Genomic DNA, 20411 nt, shown 5'->3' with positions numbered 1-20411 from the left:
GTTTCTCTTCCTCCTTAATTAAAATCATATGGATATATACCATTATTTAAATAGTATATCACATTTTTTTGCCATATTCAATATATTTTTTATAAATGAAATACATTTTCTTATGAAACATATATAAAATAATCCCCTTAAAGCGTTTGCTTTAAGGGGATTGCATTTTGTATAAGAATTTATTACTTTACCGGACTGCCGGTAATGATGTTGTAGAGGAACACATTGTCTCCTTCACTGTTGGAATTGGTGCTCTGAATCGTTTTTATTTCCACATCGTGATGGCCGTCAGGAAGGGCATAGTTTGCATAGCCCATAACCAGCTGCGGTGAATCGGTCAATGCGCGGTCGCCGTAGTAAGGGTCGCCCGTGCCTTTCTTTTCGCCGTCCACATAAATTTCATACATGCCGCTTGCACTGAGCAGGCCATGCTCAACAGCCAAAATGGTTCCGTCGAAAGAGAATTTTAATGTAGCGCCTATGGTTGTAGTCTTTCCCCACTGCCGGTTGCCGGTGCCGCCCGTTGTCCAGTCGTTACCAGACTTTGTAATTCTATCGTTGGAAATTGGAATAAATTCCGTTTCCACTGCGCCGCTTGCCGCTACCAGTTTTTCCTTCTGCGGGATGGGTCTTTGGTAGAACCTTCCTGTTTCCAGGCATTTTGTAATTTCGTTAAAATAAACCTGGTAACCCTGGTCGGAAGGATGAACGCTGTCTTTTAAATATCCCGCGTCCCTTGCGTTTGCGCCGTTTAACTCTCGCTTAAGCGCGTCTTTTAAGCTGATTTGCGGTATGCCGTAATACTCTGCCACTTGCTCGTGGAAAGCTGTCGGCGTTGAATAGGTTTCATTGGTTGTGTACAAGAAAACGACATACGGACTGGTGGGCAACGACAGGAGCGTTCTTACCATGCTTTCCATGTACATTCTCGTATCGCGCCCGCCGTCGTTTACGGCAAACTCAATGAACACCACGTCAGGGTTAAGGTTTACAACATCTCGGGTAAATCTTAACAGGCCATAATCCGACGGCGTTCCGCCTACGCCCTTGTTATAATAATTCACTGTTCTGCTTGTTGTACCATAGGTCTTTTTAAACCATTCTCCGGTCAGGTTGGCATAACACTTTGCCGGTGCGGACGCGCCGGCGCCCTCCGTTATGGAGCCGCCCAAGAACACAACGTTAATCTCATTGTCTCCCGCAAAGGGGTCGTTGTTCACAGGCATAAAAGTTATTTCTTTTTCCGTGCACATTGGTTTTAACTCACCGTCCCAAACAAACAATTTTACTTTATCTGCATTTGCAGAAAATGCGATGTTTCCCGTTTTGTTGTTTTCACCGGATGCATATGCTAATTGCTCCTGTGAAATGCTGATTAATTTGTTGTTTTGATTATATGTTGCAACATATATATCCGCCGTGCCGCTGATGTTGTCAGCGGCTATGGTAACAGACCAGTCTGCCGAGTTCTGATCGGGATTCACTGCCAGTTCCGATTCCATTGCGGTTGCAACCCGGCCGGAAAAAGCGGCTGTTGCTCCGATGCCATAATTGCCATTGGTATCTGCGGGAATCACTTCAAACACAAGGCTTTTGCCAAACAGCGCCGCGCCTGCCTTAATTTCTGCTGCACCCGCCTGGTCCGCCCTTGTTGTGCCAATCAGGGCCAGTTTCCCGTTGTTGTCTGCATAAACCTTAACAAGAGAGCCGCCTGCTGCCTCCTTTGCGTCTGCCGCGCCTGTAGAAACAAAATTCCAGGTGAGGCGAATGCTGTCTGATGTTGATAAAATTTCTTTGTCGGCAGTTGCCGCAAGGTTTTCAATGTGAAATGCCGGCTTAGCATTGGGGTCTTCTCCCTCTAACGCTTCAATTTTAATGTCTGCCAGGCTATAGCTTGCGTTATCTAAAAAGGTGAGATTCGGCACCCTGTAGTGCTTGCCGGGATAGTTCCACTCATATTCCATGGTATAGAGCGTCCAGTCCCCGCTTAGAGTCTTGTCGGACGTAATTTCCGCTTTGTCGTTGGTGCCTGCCCATGCTGTTCCGTCATAATACTGGTAGGCCCAGGCTGTAGGCTCATTTCCAAGCTGGGTGTTTTTCGCGAACATTCTATCGTAATAGTCGTCATAAACCAGCGTTTCCTCATAGTTTGTAGGGGTCAGCTCGCCCGGCTTGTGATATGCATTTGCAATGGTTCCGCCATACATGTAAAACGGAACGCTGCCGGTTCTAAATTCCGGTTCCTCATTTATTCCAAAATTTTTGGGAGCGCCGTAGCCGTCGTAGTGCTCTTTGTTTAACGTGATGTCTTTGGTGACGCTTGTATCAAGGCGGTAACCGGCCCACTTTGGAACGTTCGTATAGGTTGGCTCGGTATTATCTAAAATCTGCCCCTGAATGTCACGGTCTAAAACCAAATTGATGGGCCGGCCTACAGATTCTGCATCGTCAGCCTTTGCCCAGAACGAAATTTGATATTTTTTGCCGTTTTCAATGTCAGCTCCCTGATACGGAGCGCCGCCGTCTTTGGTTACCTTCAGCACATTTTTGCTGTCTGCGCCGGGGAAATCGGAAATGGTTTCAATTACGCCGTTGTGGAACACACCAGGCGAAAGAACGTCGTTCCCAGGCTGTGCCACCCGGTATGTGTTGGTTCCGCCGCTATACCAAACAACCGTGTAATTCGACTGGCTTTCATCTTTTACAGCAAAATCGCCGTTATATGCTATGTCTAACGGTGTCACGGTGAAATCGTCAAGATAAATTTTAAAATCTTCTAATTTATAATATTCTCCGCTCTTGCTTTGATAAGCATAATTGATGGTTTCGCCGCCAACCTCCGCCGTTAAATTATTTGTTTTTGTGTTCGGCACACACGAATACCGAACATGAAACCGCAATGTTGAAACGTTATCGCCGTCGCGGCCCAGGGCCATTGGCATTTCCTCATAGAACAGATAGGTATATTTCGTCCATTCTGTTGTAATCGGTTCGTTTACTGTGTAACTGGTCCACATGGGGAACGTGCGGTCTAAACGTGTGGCATTATTCCGCTCAGGAATGAGCGCAGTCTTCCTGCCAGACGACTTATAAAAATCCTCTACCGCAGAAGAGCCTTTGGCCCAGAACGAAATTTCATAAACACGGTTATATTGAAGCCGCATTTCGTTTGTTGCCGCCACTGTGTTAAAGTCCAAATAACCGCTATTGTCCGTGTTGCCGGTGTATGTAAGCTCCAAAGCGCCTTTGGAACGGTCTTGAATATCAGCTGGAACATCAGAGGTAATCAATGCTTTTGCATAGTTGCCCTCAAAGGTTACGCCGTGGGTTTCGCTGGCCCAGCCATTGTCTTCAAAAGACCCTCTCCAAAGCGCAGTGTCCTCTTCTGCCGGTTCTTCCGGTATAATAGAAGCCGGCCAAAGGCCAATGTTGTCGATGGCATATTCCATCCAAAGGGCTGCCCGTGTGTCTGTTTCCGACACCGTTCCACACTGGGCCACAAATTCCGGAGTAAAATCTGACGTTCCCGTTAACGCATGGGCATTTGCGCCCATACGGATAAACAGTTTTACGTTTACCGGCTCGTCTGATTTAACAAATTTTCCGCTGAATGAATTGGTTAAGGTTATCTTTTGATGAAAACTGCTCCAGTCACCAGAAACGGTTTTTCCGTCTTCCTCAAATTGGAACACGCTGCTGCCAGGAATGGAAAACAGCTGAAAGTCTGATGATGAAACTGAAAGCGGTTTGGTACAATCAGTATCTTCATACATCTGAACCCCCTGTGTCATAAAAAACAGGTTCACATTGGGCAGGTTCGCAAAATTCTCCGGTGAAAAGAGCTTTAAATCCATTGTCAGGTCATACTCTTTCCCGGGGAACATTTTAATGCCCGACACGCCGTCGTTAACATTTCCGTTTCCGGAAGCGGTTTCAACAGCCACGGCCACCGCGCCTTTTGAACCATAGGCGCCCTCGCAGTAGCGCGTTACGCCCGGAGTTTTAAATTGCGACAGCCCGATGCTGTCAAGCTGCATATCGGGATATGCAAAGTCGCTTTCATTTTCAAACGAAAAATGAAAGCCCGTGTCATCTTTAAACGACGTTGCCACTTCTGCCGCGCCTGCCCGCACCATTCCGGTCGCAGTCAGCACCATTAGAACCGACAGCGTCAAAGACACTAATTTTTTCATAGTTCTCGTCCTCCTTATATAATTTTTGATATACCTATTCCCATTGGCTTCATTATAACAAATGTATTTACTATAATCAATATAATTTAAAAATAAAAAAATATATTTTTTATACAAGTTAAACAAAAAAGGCCGCAGCAAACAAATTGCTGTGGCCTTAATGACACACATCGTTTATAAGATATTTTTACCGCTATTCGGCAAGCTGAAGCACATCGTCTTCAAACTGGTAGCCGTCCCGGTCAACATTGGTGTAGCTTTCGGGAATATCGCCGACGATAACGGTTTGGATAATCGGCACGGTGGTTTCAACGGTGCTCTTTTTGTTCATGGCAGGCATGAGGATGGACATATCCGCTTTCACGCTGACGGTTACGTCGCATTTTGTCTGATTGATGCCCGCCTCGGTGAAGTTGGTTTGAATGTCGGTCACTACGTTGCCATATGGCTTCACCTGAAAAGAGAGTTCCGGCCCGCAGCCTGCAAAAATGTCGTTCCCCATAAGGCTTCCCAGCGGAACCTTCAGCTGGTCTTGGTTCAGCGCGGAAATTTTTTGCAGAATATCTAAGCTCAAATCAGATTTGAGTTTGTTCACACCCGCAAGATTTGACTTCACCGCATTGATTTTATTATCGCTGGTGCGCTCAAACTCCACAATGTCGCTGTATTTCATTTCCTGAGAAAACTTTTGTGAAATTGCCTCGTTAATCGTTCGCACGGCAAGCTCTTTTGCGCGGTTTTCCGCCAAAGCGGCAAAGGCCGGGCGCATGACGGAAAGCATATATACCGCCGAGCAAAGAAGAAATAGGACGCACACCGTCAGCGCCCCCCACCGGGCCGCCTTTTTTTTGGCGGACGCACGTGCATATATGTATCGTTTCGGACCAAGACGCAATAAAAACACCTCTTTTCACATACTACATGATATGCAGTACACGAAAAGAGGTGAAAAAATAAACTTACATCATTTGTTTTAAGCGTTTGTCTACTTCAAGCAAAAAGCCTTCTGTGTCTACCTTCTGCTTATTCGGAAGGGAAGACAGCAGGTAGAGGTCGCCGGTCATTACGCCGTCTTCAATGGTCTTTATGGTGGCGCGTTCCAATTTGTCTGCAAATTCGCACAAATCCGAAAGGCCGTCAAGCTCTCCGCGTTTTCTTAAAGCTCCCGTCCACGCAAACAGGGTTGCTACGCTGTTGGTAGAGGTTGCCTCTCCCTTTAAGTGCTTATAATAGTGGCGCTGCACCGTGCCGTGAGCCGCCTCATATTCATAAACGCCGTCGGGCGAAACCAAAACCGAGGTCATCATGGCAAGGCTGCCGTAGGCCGTTGCCACCATGTCGCTCATCACGTCGCCGTCGTAGTTTTTGCAGGCCCAGATATAGCCGCCCTCAGAGCGGATTACCCTTGCCACCGCGTCGTCAATCAGCGTATAGAAATATTCAATTCCGGCACCGGCAAATTTTTCTTTATATTCCGTTTCAAAAATTTCTGCAAAAATATCTTTAAACCGGTGGTCATATTTTTTCGAGATGGTATCTTTGGTGGCAAACCAAATGTCCTGCTTGGTGTCCAGCGCAAAGTTAAAGCAGCTTCTTGCAAAGCTTGCAATGGATTTGTCCGTGTTGTGAATCCCCTGGATAATACCGGAGGTGCCGTTCATTTCATGAATCAGTTCCCTGGTTTCGTTTCCGTCTTTATCCGTGCACACCAGCTCGCACCGGCTGCCCTCTGCCACCTGCATTTCCGTGTTTTTATACACGTCGCCGTAAGCGTGGCGGGCAATGGTGATGGGCTTCGTCCAGGTTGGGATATAGGGGGTAATGCCCTTCACCAGAATCGGCGCGCGGAACACCGTTCCGTCTAAAATCGCGCGGATTGTTCCGTTGGGCGACTTCCACATCTCTTTTAAATTATATTCCGGCATTCTTGCAGCGTTGGGCGTAATCGTCGCGCACTTTACCGCAACGCCGTATTTTTTTGTGGCCTCGGCAGAGTCCACCGTAACCTGGTCGTCCGTTTCGTTTCGGTGCGTAAGTCCTAAATCGTAATACTCTGTTTTTAAGTCTATATAAGGCGTAAGCAGAATATCCTTAATCATTTTCCAGATAATTCTGGTCATTTCGTCCCCGTCCATCTCAACCAGCGGGGTTTTCATCTGAATTTTTGACATAGTTGTTTCCTGCCTTTCTGTGGTTATTTTGCAAGCGCTTCCCGGGTAAAATCGAGCAGGCCTCCTGCCAGCATAATTTCTTTTGCGCGGCCGCTTAAGTCGCTCCTGCATTTAATTTTATCGCCTGTGGTTTTGTTTTCAATTACAATGTCTTCTCCGTTTTTCACCGCTTCAATTAAGCCGCTTGCGCAGAGGATATCCCCCTGGGAAATTTTGTCGTAGTCGGCCTCGTTTGCAAACGTTAACGGCAAAATTCCGGCGTTGATTAAATTAGAGCGGTGAATTCTGGCAAAGGATTTTACCAGCACAATTTTTACGCCCAGGTACAAAGGCGCTAAAGCCGCATGCTCCCGGGACGAGCCCTGGCCGTAGTTTGCACCGCCCACGATAATGCTTTGGCCCAGCTCTTTTGCCCGTTTCGGGAACGTTTCGTCGCACACGGTAAAGCAATGCTCAGAAATTTTCGGAATGTTCGAGCGCAGGGGCAAAATCTTCGCGCCGGCTGGCATAATGTGGTCGGTTGTGATGTTGTCGCCCACCTTTAAAGAGCAGGGACATTCCAATTCGTCCTGCAGCGGCGCCGTTTCCGGATAGGGCTTAATGTTGGGGCCGCGGAGAATTTCCACACTGTCCATTTCCTCCACAGGGGCGGGAGGCTCTATCATATTATCGTTAATTTTAAATTCGTCCGGCATTTTAATTTCCGGCATTTCCCCTAAGGTTCTGGGGTCTGTCAGCACGCCGCTGATGGCGGAGACCGCAGCGGTTTCAGGGGACACGAGATAAATTTGTCCGTCTTTTGTGCCGGAACGCCCTTCAAAGTTTCGGTTAAACGTCCGAAGCGAAATACCGCCGGAATTGGGCGACTGTCCCATACCGATACACGGGCCGCAGGCGCTCTCTAAAATTCTTGCGCCGGCGTCAATCATATCTCCCAGCGCGCCGTTTTCCGCCAGCATATTCAGCACCTGTTTTGAGCCGGGGGCAATGGAAAGGGACACGTCGGGGTGCACGGTTTTTCCTTTTAAAATATAGGCAACCTTCATCATGTCCTGATAGGAGCTGTTGGTGCAGGAGCCAATGCACACCTGGTCGATTTTCATATCTCCCAGCTCCGATATGGGTTTTACATTGTCCGGCATGTGGGGGCAGGCGGCGTAAGGCTCAACCTGCGACAAGTCGATGTCGATGACCTCGTCGTAAACAGCGTCGTCATCCGCCGACAGCGGAACCCAAACGTCTTCCCTTTTCTGCGCCTTTAAAAACGCTTTTGTAATTTCGTCAGACGGGAAAACAGAAGTGGTTGCGCCCAGCTCTGCGCCCATGTTGGTAATCGTTGCGCGTTCGGGAACGGAAAGGGTTTTTACGCCCTCGCCGCAATATTCAATCACCTTGCCCACGCCGCCTTTGACAGACATGCGTTTTAAAACTTCTAAAATAACGTCTTTCGCCGCTGTCCAGGGGGAAAGTTTTCCGGTTAGGTTCACCTTCACTATGTTGGGATAGGTTATGTAATACGCGCCGCCGCCCATGGCAACGGCCACGTCTAAGCCTCCTGCGCCGATGGCCAGCATGCCGATACCGCCGCCGGTGGGGGTGTGGCTGTCAGACCCGATTAAGGTTTTTCCCGGAACGCCGAACCGCTCTAAATGCACCTGATGGCAAATACCGTTACCCGGGCGCGAAAAATAGATACCGTGCTTTTTTGCCACCGAGCCGATAAACCGGTGGTCGTCGGCGTTTTCAAAGCCAGATTGCAGGGTGTTGTGGTCGATATATGCTACAGACCGCTCTGTTTTCACCCGGGGAATTCCCATTGCCTCAAATTCCAAATAGGCCATGGTGCCCGTTGCGTCCTGCGTCAGCGTCTGGTCGATTCTAATTCCGATTTCCGTACCTTTTTTAAACTCGCCGTCCACAATATGGTTTTTGAGAATTTTTTCCGTAAGCGTAAGTCCCATCTTTTAAAATCCTTTCTTTGTATCATTTATCGTTCCTTTTTAGTATAACACAGCCCGCCCTTTGTGTCAACGGACGGCGTCTTTGCAGTTTATCTGTCTGCAAGCTTCACATAGGGGCGGTCGGCAGACACTGAGGTATATGCAGGGCGGATAATTTTGCCCGCGTTAATCAGCTCTTCGATTCTGTGGGCGCTCCAGCCTGCCACTCTTGCCACCGCGAAAATGGGGGTGTAAAGCTCTTCCGGCAGTTCCATCATAGAATAGGCAAAGCCGCTGTAAAAGTCAATATTCGGGCTGACGCCTTTATAAATTTTCCTTTTTTCGGCAATCACTTCCGTGGCCAGCCGCGCCACGTTGTTGTAAAGCGCAAATTCCTTTGTTTTGCCCTTTTCCTCAGAAAGCTTGCCCACCAAGCCGCGAAACACGCCTGCACGGGGGTCGGAAACAGAATAAACCGCGTGGCCCATGCCGTAAATCAGGCCGGAGCGGTCGAAAGCCTCTTTGTTCAATATTTTTAAAAGGTATGCTTTAATTTCCTCGTCGTCATTCCAGTCGGACACATGCTTTTTAATGTCTGCAAACATGTGGGTGACCTTAATGTTTGCGCCGCCGTGTTTCGGGCCTTTTAAAGAACACAAAGACGCCGCCATGGCAGAGTATGTGTCGGTTCCCGACGAGGTTACAACGTGGTTGGTAAAGGTGGAGTTGTTGCCGCCGCCGTGTTCTGCGTGAAGCACTAAGGACAAATCTAACAGCCGCGCCTCCAGCTGGGTGAACGACTTGTCCGCCCGAAGCAGCCTTAAAATGTTTTCCGCGGTGGAAAGCTTCGGGTCGGGGTTATGGATAATCAGCCCCTTGCCCTTGATATAGTGCCGGTAGGCGCGGTAGGCGTAAACCGACAGAAGCGGAAAGTTCGCAATTAAGTGCAGGCACTGCCGGAGCACGTTGGGAATGGATATGTCATTGGCATTTTTATCGTAAGAATAAAGCTGAAGAACGCTTTTTGCCAGGGAATTCATAATATCCTGGTTGGGCGCTTTCATAATGACATCGCGGACAAAGTTTTTCGGAAGCGTCCGCGCGTCGCTTAAAAGCTTGCAGAAATCGTTTAAGGTTTCGCCGTCCGGCAGCTCGCCAAACAGCAGCAGGTAAACGGTTTCTTCAAACCCAAACCGGTCTTCCGCCAAAAAGCCGCCGACCAAGTCTTTTACATTGATGCCGCGGTAGTAAAGCTCGCCCTCGCAGGGCACGGTTTTGCCGTTTTCCTGTTTCGATGAAACAATTTTTGAAATTTCGGTCAGCCCCGTGACAACGCCTTTTCCGTCTAAGTCCCTGAGGCCTCTTTTTACCTGGTGTTTTTCATAAAGCTCCGGTGTGATGTGATTGTTTTTTGTACACAGTTCGGAAAGAGCCGTAATTTCCGGTGTGACCGCCGAATAGTTTTTTAATGCCATAAAAATCCTCCTATCTGCCGCATGCATTGCGGCTTTAAAAGTTATCTATAAAATATGCACAGCCAGATACACTGGGTTGTTTTTAAAACTCTGTGTCTGGTGTGTTTGGGAATGACAAGATATTCTCCTGGGGCGAGGCGTGTTTTGTGTGTTTCAAACTCCAGCTCCGCCTCACCTTTTAAAAGCAGAACCCACTCGTTTTCCTCCTGGTCGTACCAGCCGGAGGTCTGTCCGCAGGAAACAATTTTTTCAATTCGTATAGTTTCGTTTTCCTCTAAAACGGTTGTAATTTCCTCCGGAAAAGCTTCTTTCGGAAAATCGAACAAGTTCACAATAACACTTCCTTTCCGAATGCACAACGTGCACGGTTAAAAAACAGCTGTCCGCTTTCGCGGGCAGCCGCAGGCTATTTATAAGACAAGTATTTTTTATTTTTCACCACGTAATCAACGCCGGAAAACAGCGTTAATATCAGGTTTATCCACATGCAGATATCCACAATGAGAACCTTTTGCATAAAAATCAGGGCGGTTGTTATGGCAATAAACTGCCAGGAGGTTTTCAGTTTTCCCCAGATGCTGGCCGCAACCACGTTGCCCTCGGCCGCCGCCGCTATGCGGATGCCCGAAACCGTAAATTCCCGCGCCAAAATCACAATCGTAATCCAGGGATTCACGATTTTTGTCCAGGTTAAGCACACCATGGCGGCGGAAACCAAAACTTTGTCCGCCAGGGGGTCCATTATTTTTCCAAAGTTTGTTACCTGGTTGTTTTTTCTTGCCAGGCGGCCGTCCAGCCAGTCGGTAAAAAATGCGGCCGCGAACAGCACAATGGCAATTATATTGGAATATGGAACAAAATCATAAAGAAAAAACACAATGAAAAGCGGAATCATTATGACCCTTAGCAGCGTTAATTTATTTGGTGTGTTCAATATCATGTCCCCTTTTACGCTCACTCTACCTGCACACCAGTGCAGTCGTAGCTGTCGGCGTCTAAAATTTTCACTTTTACAAAGCTGCCAATTAAAACTTCGTCTTCCGCAGCAAAAAACGTAGTGGTATCCACCTCGATAGAATCCGCGGCGCATCTTCCGAAATACATTAGGTTCTCTTCGTCGTACCCTTCCGTCAGCACCTCCACGGTTTTGCCGATTTTGCTTCTTTGGTGCGCCGCCGAAATTTCGTTCTGCGCTTCCATTGCCCGCTCCTGCCGTGCAATCTTCACGCTTTCTTCAAGTTGTTCCGGAAGGCGGGCGGCGGCGGTGTTTTCTTCCTGTGAATACGCAAAAACGCCCAGCCGTTCAAACTTTGTACTTTTAATAAATTCCAAAAGCTCTGAAAACTCTTCCTCCGTTTCCGACGGGAAGCCCGCAATGAGCGAGGTACGAAGGGTTAAATCCGGGATTCTGCTCCGAAGTTTTTCAATTAAGTTCGTTATCTGTTCCTTTGTGGTTTTTCTGCCCATGAGCTTTAAGATACGGTCATTAATATGCTGAATGGGAATATCCATATAGTTCACGAGCTTTTCGTTGGCCGCAAAAACCTCTATCATGCTGTCCGTTATGGATTCGGGGTACATATAGTGCACCCGCACCCAATGGACAGCCTCGATTTGGCACAGCCGCGTAAGGAGCGCGGAAAGTTTTTCTTCCCCATAGAGGTCATAGCCGTAGCGCGTGGTGTCCTGCGCAATGACAATCAGCTCCCGCACGCCCTCTTTTGCCAGCGCCTCCGCTTCCGACAAGATATCTTCCATGGGGCGGCTTCTGTATTTTCCTCTTAGCTTTGGGATAACGCAGTAGGTGCATTTGTTGTCGCACCCATCGGCAATTTTTAAATATGCGCTTGCGCTCCCGGTGCTTAAAATCCGGGGCAGGCCCTCGGGGATTTCGTCGTCAATATGGCCCGACAGCACCGGCTTTTCGCCGGACTGCGCTTTTTTAATAACCTCTGCAATTTTGTGGTAGTCTCCGGTGCCAACCACCGCGTCTACCTCCGGAAGCTCGGCTAAAATATCGCCGGAATAGCGTTCCGCCAGGCATCCTGCCATAATCAACAGTTTGCACTTTTTCTTTTTAAATTCGGCCATTTCCAAAACGGTGGCAATCGACTCCTCTTTTGCCGCGTCGATAAAACCGCAGGTGTTGACAATGATAATGTCGGCTTCCTCCGGGTTTGCCACAATGCCGAAGCCCTCGTTTCCCAAAATTCCCAGCATGTTCTCCGTGTCTACCCTGTTTTTCGGGCAGCCCAGGGACACAATTCCGATGTTAGTCATTTTCCTGTTCGTCTTCCGGCGCAGCTTCCCCTTCAGCGTTATTCTCCGTTTCTTTGCCGGCTTCTGCATAGAGTTCTTCTGTGTTGTGCAGCACCTTTTCGATAATGCCATCTGTGCCCTCGTAATTGATGATGGAAAGCGTGCCGTCGGCAATTTCTTCCGCCGCCTGGGAAATTCCCCTTGCGCCGTCTAAGGGTTCGCCTTCTTCCTCCCCTTCCTCGCAGATTTCCCGCGCGCGCTTAGAAGCCGCGATCACCAAGCTGTATTTACTGCCCGCTTTCTCCAAAAGGTCTACAATAGACGGGTATAGCATCATAACAAAATCAATCCTTTCAATTTTTTATCTTAAAAATGCGCAAGCAACGCCTTGTTTCTCGCTGTTTTACATTTTTCACTGCTTAAAATGGAAAGAAACGCATTCGCCGCGTCCTCCACATTGTCGTTTACAATCACATAGTCATAATTTTCTGCCTGGGAAAGCTCCCAAACCGCGGTGTTCATCCGCTTTTCCACAACCTCCGGCGGTTCTGTTTGTCTTCCGATAAGCCTGTTTTTCAGCTCCTCCAAAGACGGGGGCAGATTAAAAATCAGCACCGCGTCGGGGAACGCCGCACGCACCTTCATCGCACCCTGCACTTCAATTTCCAGCACCACATCTTTTCCCTCGTTTAACCGCTGTTCAATTTTCTCACGGGGTGTGCCGTAGAAATTTCCGCAAAATTCGGCCCACTCCAAAAGCCCGTCTTCCACCAGCAAATTCTGAAACGCTTCGGGCGTTAAAAAATAATAATTTACGCCGTCAATTTCGCCCTCTCTGGGCGCCCTTGTGGTGACGGAAACGGATAATTCGAGCTGTTCATTTTTTTGCATTGCCCGCTTAAGAACCGTTCCCTTGCCGGAGCCGGAAGGACCCGACAGCACCACCAAAAGTCCGCGGTTAGGCTTCATCGTCTTCGTCCCCCGATTCCTCCGGCTCTTCAACCACGGCGTTTTCATCCAGCCTGTGGGCCACGGTGCCGGGCTGAACGGCAGACAGAATGATATGGTCGCTGTCCATAATAATCACGGCCCGGGTGCGTCTGCCATACGTTGCATCAATTAACATGCCGCGGTCTCTTGCGTCCTGAATCACGCGCTTAATCGGCGCCGATTCCGGGCTGACAATGGCCACCAGCCGGTTTGCTGAAATAATGTTACCGAATCCGATATTGATAAGCTTCATGTGACTGTTCTCCTAACGTTACTCTATATTCTGAATTTGCTCCCGCAGCTTTTCTATTTCAGATTTTATCTCCACAACATGTTTCGCAATTCCAAAGTCGTTCGCCTTTGAGCCGATGGTGTTGGTTTCCCGGTTAATCTCCTGCACCAGGAAGTCTAATTTCCGGCCCACAGGCTCAGACAGCGCAAGAATTTTTTCCAATTCTTTGAAATGGCTTTTTAAGCGGACCAGTTCTTCGTCGATGCAGACACGGTCGGCCATAATGCCCACCTCAGTTAAAAGACGCGACTCGTCAATTTGAAAATTGCCCAGAAGTTCGGTCATTCTCTCTTTCAATTTTTTGGAATATTCCTCCACAATCTGCGGCGTGCGCGTTTCAATTTCGGCAATTAAGTCCTGAATTGCCGACGCACGCGACACCAGGTTTTCCCGCAGGCGCCCGCCTTCCCGGAGCCGCATGGCAACAAAGTCCTCCACTGCGCCGTTTAAGCAGGCGGACACCATCTCCCAGACCTTGTCTTTATCCTCCTCCTGCTGGCGCGTAATGAAGATATCGGAAAAGCGCGAAAGGTCTGACAGGCAGATGTCGTTTCTTAAATTATATGTTTCTTTCAGCTCTTTTAAAACATTATAATAGTTTTCAGCTAAAACATGGTCTAAGCTGACGACCTTATCCTCATTGGTATAGTTTTCTATGTAAACAAAAACCTCAACCTTGCCCCGGGATATTTCGCCGGACACGGTTTCCTTAATTTTATCCTCCAGATAGCCGTAGGCTCTGGGGACTTTCACGGAAATGTCGCAGTATCTGGAGTTGACAGAACGAATGTCTATCACGATTTTTCTGTTTTCGTCAATGTGTTCGCAGCGGCCGTAGCCTGTCATGCTCTTTATCATAAGAAAAATTCCTTTCCTGTCTTTTTTACAGGCGGTTCTGCTCTAAATACACCAAAAGAACCGAGATGTCCGCCGGGCTTACCCCGGAAATTCTTCCCGCCTGGCCAATGGAGGACGGGCGCATTTTCACAAGCTTTTGTCTTGCTTCAATCCGCAGTCCGTCAATTTTTTCATAGTCAATCCCCTCCGGCAATCTGCGCTCTTCTAACTTTTTAAACTGTTCCACCTGTTTTTGCTGCCGGGCAATGTATCCCTCGTATTTTATCAAAATTTCGACTTCCTCGGCCTCCTGCCCGGTAAGGCCCTGCTCTTCGCCAATCAGAGAGATTAGCCCCCTATAGTCAAGCTCGGGGCGTTTTAGCAAATCGCAGAACTTTGCGCCGGTAGAGATCGGGGTTGAGCCGTGTTCCTTTAAAAAGGACAGCACTGCATCTGACGGCGGAAGCACTATTTTTTCAAGCCGTTTTATTTCCCCTTCAATTCTTTCCTGCTTTTTACAAAATAATGCATACCGCCGGTCTGAAATTAAGCCGATTTCATGGCCCAGGGGGGTGAGTCTTGCATCGGCATTGTCCTGCCGGAGCAAAAGCCGGTATTCCGACCGCGACGTCATCATCCGGTATGGCTCATGGGTACCTTTGGTCACCAAATCGTCAATCAGCGTTCCGATATAGCTGGTGGAACGGTCCAGCGCCACGGGGGGCTTTCCCTGGGTTTTTCTTGCCGCGTTAATCCCGGCAATTAAGCCCTGGGCCGCCGCCTCCTCATAGCCGGAGCTGCCATTAAACTGTCCTGCGCCGAACAGGCCGCGGATTTCTTTAAATTCCAGCGTTAAATCCAGCTGGGTGGGGTCGATACAGTCATACTCAATGGCGTAGGCTGTGCGCATCATTTTTACGTTTTCTAAGCCCTTTATGCTTCTGAGCATTTTTATCTGCACGTCCTCCGGCAAGCTGGACGACATGCCCTGCACGTACATTTCTTCGGTATTTTCGCCCATCGGCTCGATAAAAAGCTGGTGGCGTTCTTTATCGTGAAACCGCACGACCTTATCTTCAATCGAAGGGCAATACCGCGGGCCGACGCCCTCGATTTTGCCGCTGTAAAGCGGTGAGCGGTGCAGGTTGTCCATGATAATTTTATGCGTTTCTGCATTTGTATATGTTAAATAACAGGATTCTTTATTCTCTCCCGGATTTTCGGTTTCAAAGGAAAAGGGCGTGATGGTTTCGTCCCCGTCCTGACGTTCCATTTTAGAAAAGTCCACGGTACTCCGGTTCACTCTGGCAGGGGTGCCGGTTTTAAACCGCATAAGCTGCACGCCGCACGCAAGCAAAGACGCAGACAGCCCTTCCGCTGCCCTGGTTCCGTCCGGCCCGCCGGCGTAAGCCGTGTCTCCGATGATAATTTTTCCCTTTAAATAGGTGCCGCTGGCAATGACGACGCACTTCGCCGGATAAAACGCGCCCGTGTGGGTTACAACGCCTAAAACCTGATTATTTTCTATAAAAAGCGATGTGACCTCGGCCTGTTTTAAGTCTAAGTTTTCAGTCAGCTCAAGGGTATGCTTCATTACCTGCTGGTATGCCCGCCTGTCAGACTGCACTCGAAGGGAGTAAACAGCCGGCCCTTTGCCGCGGTTTAGCATTCGCGACTGCAAAAAGGTTTTGTCCGCCGCCTTGCCCATTTCGCCGCCCAAAGCGTCGATTTCCCGCACAAGGTGGCCCTTGGCGGTTCCGCCGATTGACGGATTGCAGGGCATGTTGGCCACGCTGTCTAAATTTAAGGCAAACACCGCCGTTTTTGCGCCCAGCCTGGCTGAGGCCAATGCCGCCTCGCAGCCCGCGTGCCCTGCGCCCACAACGACAACGTCGTAGCTTTCTGCAAGGTAGCACGCATTCTCCGGGATTTGCGGAAAACCGCTGTTTTCTTCCATGGAACTCTCCTTCGGTTTCTCTAAAGTAAATTTATCTTATTTATTATATCACAAATCAAGCGTTTTCGCAACTAAAACTTTCTTAATTTAACAGATATATCCTCCGGTACGCCTGATACATTTCCTCTGCGGCGCCTGAAAACTGCTTTGCGTTTTGTTCCTTATTATCCAGCAAGAACAGCTCTTTTACGGCCGATTTTAAAGCGGCAACATCGCCAAAGGGCACAAAATTTGAGACTTTCGGCGAAACCGTTTCCGGCGCGCCGCCGCTTGCAAAGCCTGCCACAGGCGTGCCGCAGGCCGCGGCCTCCAGGCAAACGGTAGGAAAATTATCCTCCCGGCTGGTGATTAAAAACACATCTGCCCCGCGGTAGAGGTTGGCCATTTCTTCCGGGCTCTGTTTTCCCGGAATCAACGTAACGTTGGGCGGGCACAAAACCTCTTCCTGTGCGCCTACAATTAAAAACCGGGTTTTGGGCATGGTTTCCGCCAGCTTCAGCACATATTCTCCGCCCTTGCGGCCGCTCATAATGTTCTGCGCCGCCGCCAGAACCACGCGTTCCTCTTTTATTTCATATTCGTCCCTTACGCTGTTTTCCCCGGGGTAGAACGTGCCCGGCTCAATGCCGTTGGGGATAACGCAAATGGGGTGGCCGGACAAAATACTTTCTTTTGCCCTGTCCGCCAGCCACCGGGAGGGGGAAACAACCGTTAAGGTATGAAACTCTGAAAACACCTGTTGTTTTAACAGCCAGAGCGCGCGGGACTTGTCCAAAAGCGCGGCGGGGTATTCGCCCATGCGCGGACAATTGCCGCAGCCGCCGGCTGCGCCGGGGCTGTATGCTGCGCTGGGGGGCAAAACCTCTTTTAAAGCGGCCTTGCTGCTCTCAAAGCGGCGAATGCCGCCGGGGCTGTTTACGCGCCATTTTTCACAGTCCCCCGAAAAGGCGCACCGGCCCGTGAACAAAAACTCGTCATGGAGCGTGAGAACCGTTTTTATTTTCCGTTCTTTTAAGAATTCAAGCAGGCGGAAAATGTCTGCATAGTATCCGTGCAGGTTATGCAGGTGCACCACATCGGGGTGAAAGGTTTCCATTTTTTCTAAGATCCTGTCCGTGCTTTTTTTTCCAAAGCAGCCTACGCGGCCGGAAAGCCGGGACAAAAGTGCGTTTACATACCGCTCCGGCGCGGTCTGCACCGACTGCGTCGGGGCCATTGCCTGCGTCGGGGCTGCCGGCTCCGTCGTTTTCGGGCCGCGGGCATACAAAAACCGGGACTCCGCCCCGTCCCGCAGCAGCCGCCTGTGGATACTGTTTGCGATTGCTCCCGTACTGCCGCTATTTGAAACGTTGATTTGAAGAACTTTCAACTTTAAAACCGCCTTAGCGCCTGTGTGCGCCCTTTATCATTTGTGTTTATTATACTAAACGAAAGCCGGTTTGTCAATCGGCGAACACCTCGATATTCGGCTCATACATCTGGTATTTGCGGTAAAATTCTTTTTCGCCCTCTGGCCTGTAAACTGCCGATTTGTTTTGGTCTAACAACTTTGTAATAGCGTAAATATCTATCCAAATTTCTGCTAAGGCATCCTTCTGGGATTCGTCAAAAATAAGCTGCATTCCCCAATGCAGGTGGGGCGTGTTAATGTTGTTTACGTTTTCTTTTGTGCTGTAGCCCGTCATACCCAGATAGCCGATTACCTCGCCGGCAGTGACAATTTTTCCCTCATACATGTCGTTGTAGGGGTGGTCTTTGCGCAGATGGGCGTAGTAATAATACCGCTTTTTGTCAAAGCTTCTGATTCCAATGCGCCAGCCGCCGTATTGGTTCCAGCCAACGCACTCCACATAGCCGGATTCCACTGCAATGACCGGCGTTCCCACGCTGCCCATCATGTCGTGGCCCAAGTGCTTTCGTTTAAAACCATAGGAACGGGACGAGCCGAAATCGTCAAAATCGGAGTAGCTGTATCCCTTTGCAATGGGAGAAAACGCTTTTAAGCCATATTTTCGCTCCACGACCTTACCGCCGTTTCCGTCGTCCTTTTCAATTTCAAATTCCCCCACAAAACCGCCTAACACTCCTTCGTAGGCCTCGCGGTAATAGGGAAACGCCTTAAGTTTTCCAGTTATATCGGTAAGCGGGGTTCCCTTTTCCAGCTCGTCGGTAATTTTTTTTAAGTCCGACGATTTATAGCTGGAAAACGTCCCGCCGTTTTTCGACGCCAGACAGGCCAAAAGGTCCAGCCAGCTTGTGTGCTTTTCCGTGCCGTAGGTGCCCACATCATATTTTAAGCAGTCTGACAGGGCGGTGTAACACACGTTAAAATCCACCCATTTTATAAAGTCTTTGCCTTCCTGGTTTTGCTCTACTGCAATCGTTTCCGGCGGGTTTGCCATCACAAATCCGGCAGTGAGCAGCGACACCGCCGTAACCAAACCGCAAAAGATATAAAAATGCTTTGCGCTTTTTAATTTTTCAAACAAAATTCTCACCTCGGTGAAATATATGATTGATACAAGCCTGGCATGAATATAATTTAAAACATAACTTGTTTTGCAAAAAAGAAAGGAAGACAGACATGAAACGAATTTTATTCCGTTTTGTTGTATTTGCAGCTTGTATTGCCTTAATATTTGGCGTGTTCCACGCCGGGGCATATATCTGCTGCTTGGCGGAGGAAACCCGCGGGGCGGAATATGAACTGCCCATTATTATGTATCACCACATTTTAAAAGAAAAAAGCAAGCAGGGAAAATTTGTTGTTTCCCCCGACGAATTTGAAGCTGATTTAAAATATTTAAAAAAGAACGGCTACACGGCCATCACAGCAGACACGCTGATTCGCTACCACGAAGACGGCGAGCCGCTTCCCGATAAGCCTGTTATGATTACCTTCGACGACGGATATCTTTCTTATTTAGAATATGCCGTTCCCCTTTTGGAAAAGTATGATATGAAAGCCGTTGTTTCCATTGTTGGCTCTTACACGGACGAGTATTCTAAAATCAACGACAGGTGTGTTTCCTACGCCCATTTAAACTGGGACGATGTAAATCAGTTAAGCAACAGCACGCACACGGAAATTCAAAACCATACTTACGACATGCACAAAATTTCCGGCGGCAGGAACGGCTGTTCGAAAATGCGCGGGGAGAAAACGGAACACTATCAGAAGGTGTTCACGGAAGATGTGAAAAAGATGCGCGATTTGATTTACCAGAACACGGGGAAAAATGCGGACTGTTTTACCTATCCCTTTGGCTTCCTCTGCGGCGAGTCTGAGGAGGAAATTAAAAAAATGGGCTTTAAAATGAGCCTCTCCTGCTCGGAGGGCATTAATAAAATCAGCCGTGACTCCTCCCTCTTTAAGCTGGAACGGTTTAACCGGGAACACAAACGGCCGGTGGAAAAAATTTTGGAGGGCAAAAATTAGCGCGCGTTCATGTGGGTTTTAAAGTTCCTGCTGCGATACTTCGTCGGGGTGGTGTTTTCATGATATTTATAAAAATTTATGAACAAATTCGCCTCGCGAAATTCCAGCATTGCCGCAATTTCCTTTACAGAATAAACAGAGTTGTCTAAAAGTTCATTTGCGCGATTAATAATAAATTTATCTATAACACTTTTTAGTCCGACTCCAAATTTTTGCTTTACAACTTTAGAAAGATATTCCGGGTGGTAGCCAAAATAAGCGGCTGTTTTTTGAGCAGTAAGCTGGACGCTTGCGTTGATACGCACATATTCATAAACCCGGTTGGCTAGCCGCTCGCTTCCGGTTTGGCCAGGGACGGTAATTTTCAGAATATTAAGCAGGTGCAGGAGGGCAGGCTCTGCCGCCTGTTTTCCGCACAGGTTTTCCAGGTGCAGAATTTCTGGAAAGATTCTGCCGCCGGAAAAGCTTTGAAACAGAGAACGCTCAGGCAAAAATTCGCTGATATTTCCTGATATTTTAAAGTGGTGCCAGTAAAATGAGGTGGGCGTAACCGATTTACAAACCCCGCTGTGTACAATGCCGGGGCGCAAAATTTTCAGGTCGCCTTTCTGCAGGGTAAATTCCGTCCCGCCCTCCTCCATAAAGGCAGTACCGCGCACCATGTAGATAATTTCATAGGTTTTTTCTTCCCTCTTTGGATGAATCCATTCCACCTCGGTTAAAAACAGTCCGCCGCCGCAATAGGCAAGGTTGCCGGTTTCGGTTTTTAACATATCTGATTTTCACACCTTTCATCTGCTTTTTTCTATTGACTGTGCTTGCAGTTTATTATACGATAATAGCAGTTAAGTTGTCAAG

17 protein-coding genes are annotated in these 20411 nt (G+C 48.5%); 1 reads left to right on the top strand and 16 read right to left on the bottom strand.

Annotation, left to right across the window (positions count from 1 at the left end):
* Nucleotides 1–182 precede the first annotated feature (182 nt).
* From H8698_RS08160 to H8698_RS08090, 15 genes are all read right to left on the bottom strand, one after another.
* Nucleotides 183–4193: a GDSL-type esterase/lipase family protein gene (locus tag H8698_RS08160; RefSeq protein ID WP_249312743.1), complete on the bottom strand. Its 4011-nt coding sequence runs from the start codon at nt 4191–4193 to the stop codon at nt 183–185.
* 193 nt (nt 4194–4386) lie between these two features.
* Complete coding sequence (gene yunB, locus H8698_RS08155) at nt 4387–5010, bottom strand: sporulation protein YunB (RefSeq protein ID WP_249312742.1); 624 nt, start codon at nt 5008–5010, stop codon at nt 4387–4389.
* A gap of 142 nt (nt 5011–5152) precedes the next feature.
* Nucleotides 5153–6364 (bottom strand): NADP-dependent isocitrate dehydrogenase, encoded by a 1212-nt coding sequence (locus H8698_RS08150; protein WP_249312741.1) that lies wholly within the window; start codon nt 6362–6364, stop codon nt 5153–5155.
* A gap of 23 nt (nt 6365–6387) precedes the next feature.
* Nucleotides 6388–8325, bottom strand: coding sequence for an aconitate hydratase (locus H8698_RS08145; protein WP_249312736.1), 1938 nt, complete (start codon nt 8323–8325; stop codon nt 6388–6390).
* An 89-nt stretch (nt 8326–8414) separates the two neighbouring features.
* Nucleotides 8415–9779 (bottom strand): citrate/2-methylcitrate synthase, encoded by a 1365-nt coding sequence (locus H8698_RS08140; RefSeq protein ID WP_249312734.1) that lies wholly within the window; start codon nt 9777–9779, stop codon nt 8415–8417.
* Between the two features lie 41 nt (nt 9780–9820).
* A complete protein-coding gene (locus H8698_RS08135; protein WP_249312731.1) occupies nt 9821–10111 on the bottom strand; it encodes a cupin domain-containing protein in 291 nt (96 codons plus the stop codon).
* A 74-nt stretch (nt 10112–10185) separates the two neighbouring features.
* Nucleotides 10186–10713: a CDP-diacylglycerol--glycerol-3-phosphate 3-phosphatidyltransferase gene (pgsA, locus tag H8698_RS08130; RefSeq protein ID WP_249312728.1), complete on the bottom strand. Its 528-nt coding sequence runs from the start codon at nt 10711–10713 to the stop codon at nt 10186–10188.
* 20 nt (nt 10714–10733) lie between these two features.
* On the bottom strand, nt 10734–12059 hold the full coding sequence (gene rimO / locus H8698_RS08125; protein WP_249312724.1) for a 30S ribosomal protein S12 methylthiotransferase RimO: 1326 nt from the start codon (nt 12057–12059) through the stop codon (nt 10734–10736).
* Nucleotides 12052–12375, bottom strand: a complete 324-nt coding sequence (gene rpoZ / locus H8698_RS13510; RefSeq protein ID WP_249312717.1) for a DNA-directed RNA polymerase subunit omega — start codon at nt 12373–12375, stop codon at nt 12052–12054. The genes rimO and rpoZ overlap by 8 nt, the downstream gene beginning before the upstream one ends.
* Before the next feature lie 29 nt (nt 12376–12404).
* Nucleotides 12405–13007: a guanylate kinase gene (gene gmk, locus H8698_RS08115; RefSeq protein WP_249312712.1), complete on the bottom strand. Its 603-nt coding sequence runs from the start codon at nt 13005–13007 to the stop codon at nt 12405–12407.
* Entirely contained in the window at nt 12997–13281 is a 285-nt protein-coding gene (gene remA, locus H8698_RS08110; RefSeq protein ID WP_249312703.1) for an extracellular matrix/biofilm regulator RemA, read from the bottom strand. The genes gmk and remA overlap by 11 nt, the downstream gene beginning before the upstream one ends.
* A gap of 18 nt (nt 13282–13299) precedes the next feature.
* Complete coding sequence (locus H8698_RS08105; RefSeq protein WP_249312698.1) at nt 13300–14178, bottom strand: YicC/YloC family endoribonuclease; 879 nt, start codon at nt 14176–14178, stop codon at nt 13300–13302.
* A gap of 25 nt (nt 14179–14203) precedes the next feature.
* A complete protein-coding gene (mnmG, locus tag H8698_RS08100; protein ID WP_249312692.1) occupies nt 14204–16114 on the bottom strand; it encodes a tRNA uridine-5-carboxymethylaminomethyl(34) synthesis enzyme MnmG in 1911 nt (636 codons plus the stop codon).
* 82 nt (nt 16115–16196) lie between these two features.
* A complete protein-coding gene (locus H8698_RS08095; RefSeq protein WP_249312684.1) occupies nt 16197–17483 on the bottom strand; it encodes a glycosyltransferase in 1287 nt (428 codons plus the stop codon).
* A gap of 73 nt (nt 17484–17556) precedes the next feature.
* Nucleotides 17557–18603, bottom strand: a complete 1047-nt coding sequence (locus tag H8698_RS08090) for a M23 family metallopeptidase (protein ID WP_249312675.1) — start codon at nt 18601–18603, stop codon at nt 17557–17559.
* 95 nt (nt 18604–18698) lie between these two features.
* Here H8698_RS08090 and H8698_RS08085 point away from each other — a divergent pair, with 95 nt between their 5' ends.
* The gene (locus H8698_RS08085) at nt 18699–19553 is read left to right on the top strand and encodes a polysaccharide deacetylase family protein (protein ID WP_249312663.1); all 855 of its coding nucleotides are present in this window, start codon (nt 18699–18701) and stop codon (nt 19551–19553) included.
* On the opposite strand, the gene H8698_RS08080 is transcribed toward H8698_RS08085, so the two are convergent.
* Nucleotides 19550–20326, bottom strand: coding sequence for a helix-turn-helix domain-containing protein (locus H8698_RS08080; RefSeq protein WP_249312653.1), 777 nt, complete (start codon nt 20324–20326; stop codon nt 19550–19552). The two genes, H8698_RS08085 and H8698_RS08080, sit on opposite strands and share 4 nt — an antisense overlap.
* Nucleotides 20327–20411: the final 85 nt, after the last annotated feature.

This window comes from Congzhengia minquanensis (genome assembly GCF_014384785.1).
Classification (GTDB): domain Bacteria; phylum Bacillota; class Clostridia; order UBA1381; family UBA9506; genus Congzhengia; species Congzhengia minquanensis.
This window is presented reverse-complemented; position numbering and strand designations above follow the sequence as displayed.

Coding starts and splice junctions, on each gene's coding strand:
- H8698_RS08160 (WP_249312743.1), bottom strand. CDS start 4,193: ATGAAAAAATTAGTGTCTTTGACGCTGTCGGTTCTAATGGTGCTGACT.
- H8698_RS08150 (WP_249312741.1), bottom strand. CDS start 6,364: ATGTCAAAAATTCAGATGAAAACCCCGCTGGTTGAGATGGACGGGGAC.
- H8698_RS08145 (WP_249312736.1), bottom strand. CDS start 8,325: ATGGGACTTACGCTTACGGAAAAAATTCTCAAAAACCATATTGTGGAC.
- H8698_RS08140 (WP_249312734.1), bottom strand. CDS start 9,779: ATGGCATTAAAAAACTATTCGGCGGTCACACCGGAAATTACGGCTCTT.
- rimO (WP_249312724.1), bottom strand. CDS start 12,059: ATGACTAACATCGGAATTGTGTCCCTGGGCTGCCCGAAAAACAGGGTA.
- rpoZ (WP_249312717.1), bottom strand. CDS start 12,375: ATGATGCTATACCCGTCTATTGTAGACCTTTTGGAGAAAGCGGGCAGT.
- gmk (WP_249312712.1), bottom strand. CDS start 13,007: ATGAAGCCTAACCGCGGACTTTTGGTGGTGCTGTCGGGTCCTTCCGGC.
- remA (WP_249312703.1), bottom strand. CDS start 13,281: ATGAAGCTTATCAATATCGGATTCGGTAACATTATTTCAGCAAACCGG.
- H8698_RS08105 (WP_249312698.1), bottom strand. CDS start 14,178: ATGATAAAGAGCATGACAGGCTACGGCCGCTGCGAACACATTGACGAA.
- mnmG (WP_249312692.1), bottom strand. CDS start 16,114: ATGGAAGAAAACAGCGGTTTTCCGCAAATCCCGGAGAATGCGTGCTAC.
- H8698_RS08085 (WP_249312663.1), top strand. CDS start 18,699: ATGAAACGAATTTTATTCCGTTTTGTTGTATTTGCAGCTTGTATTGCC.
- H8698_RS08080 (WP_249312653.1), bottom strand. CDS start 20,326: ATGTTAAAAACCGAAACCGGCAACCTTGCCTATTGCGGCGGCGGACTG.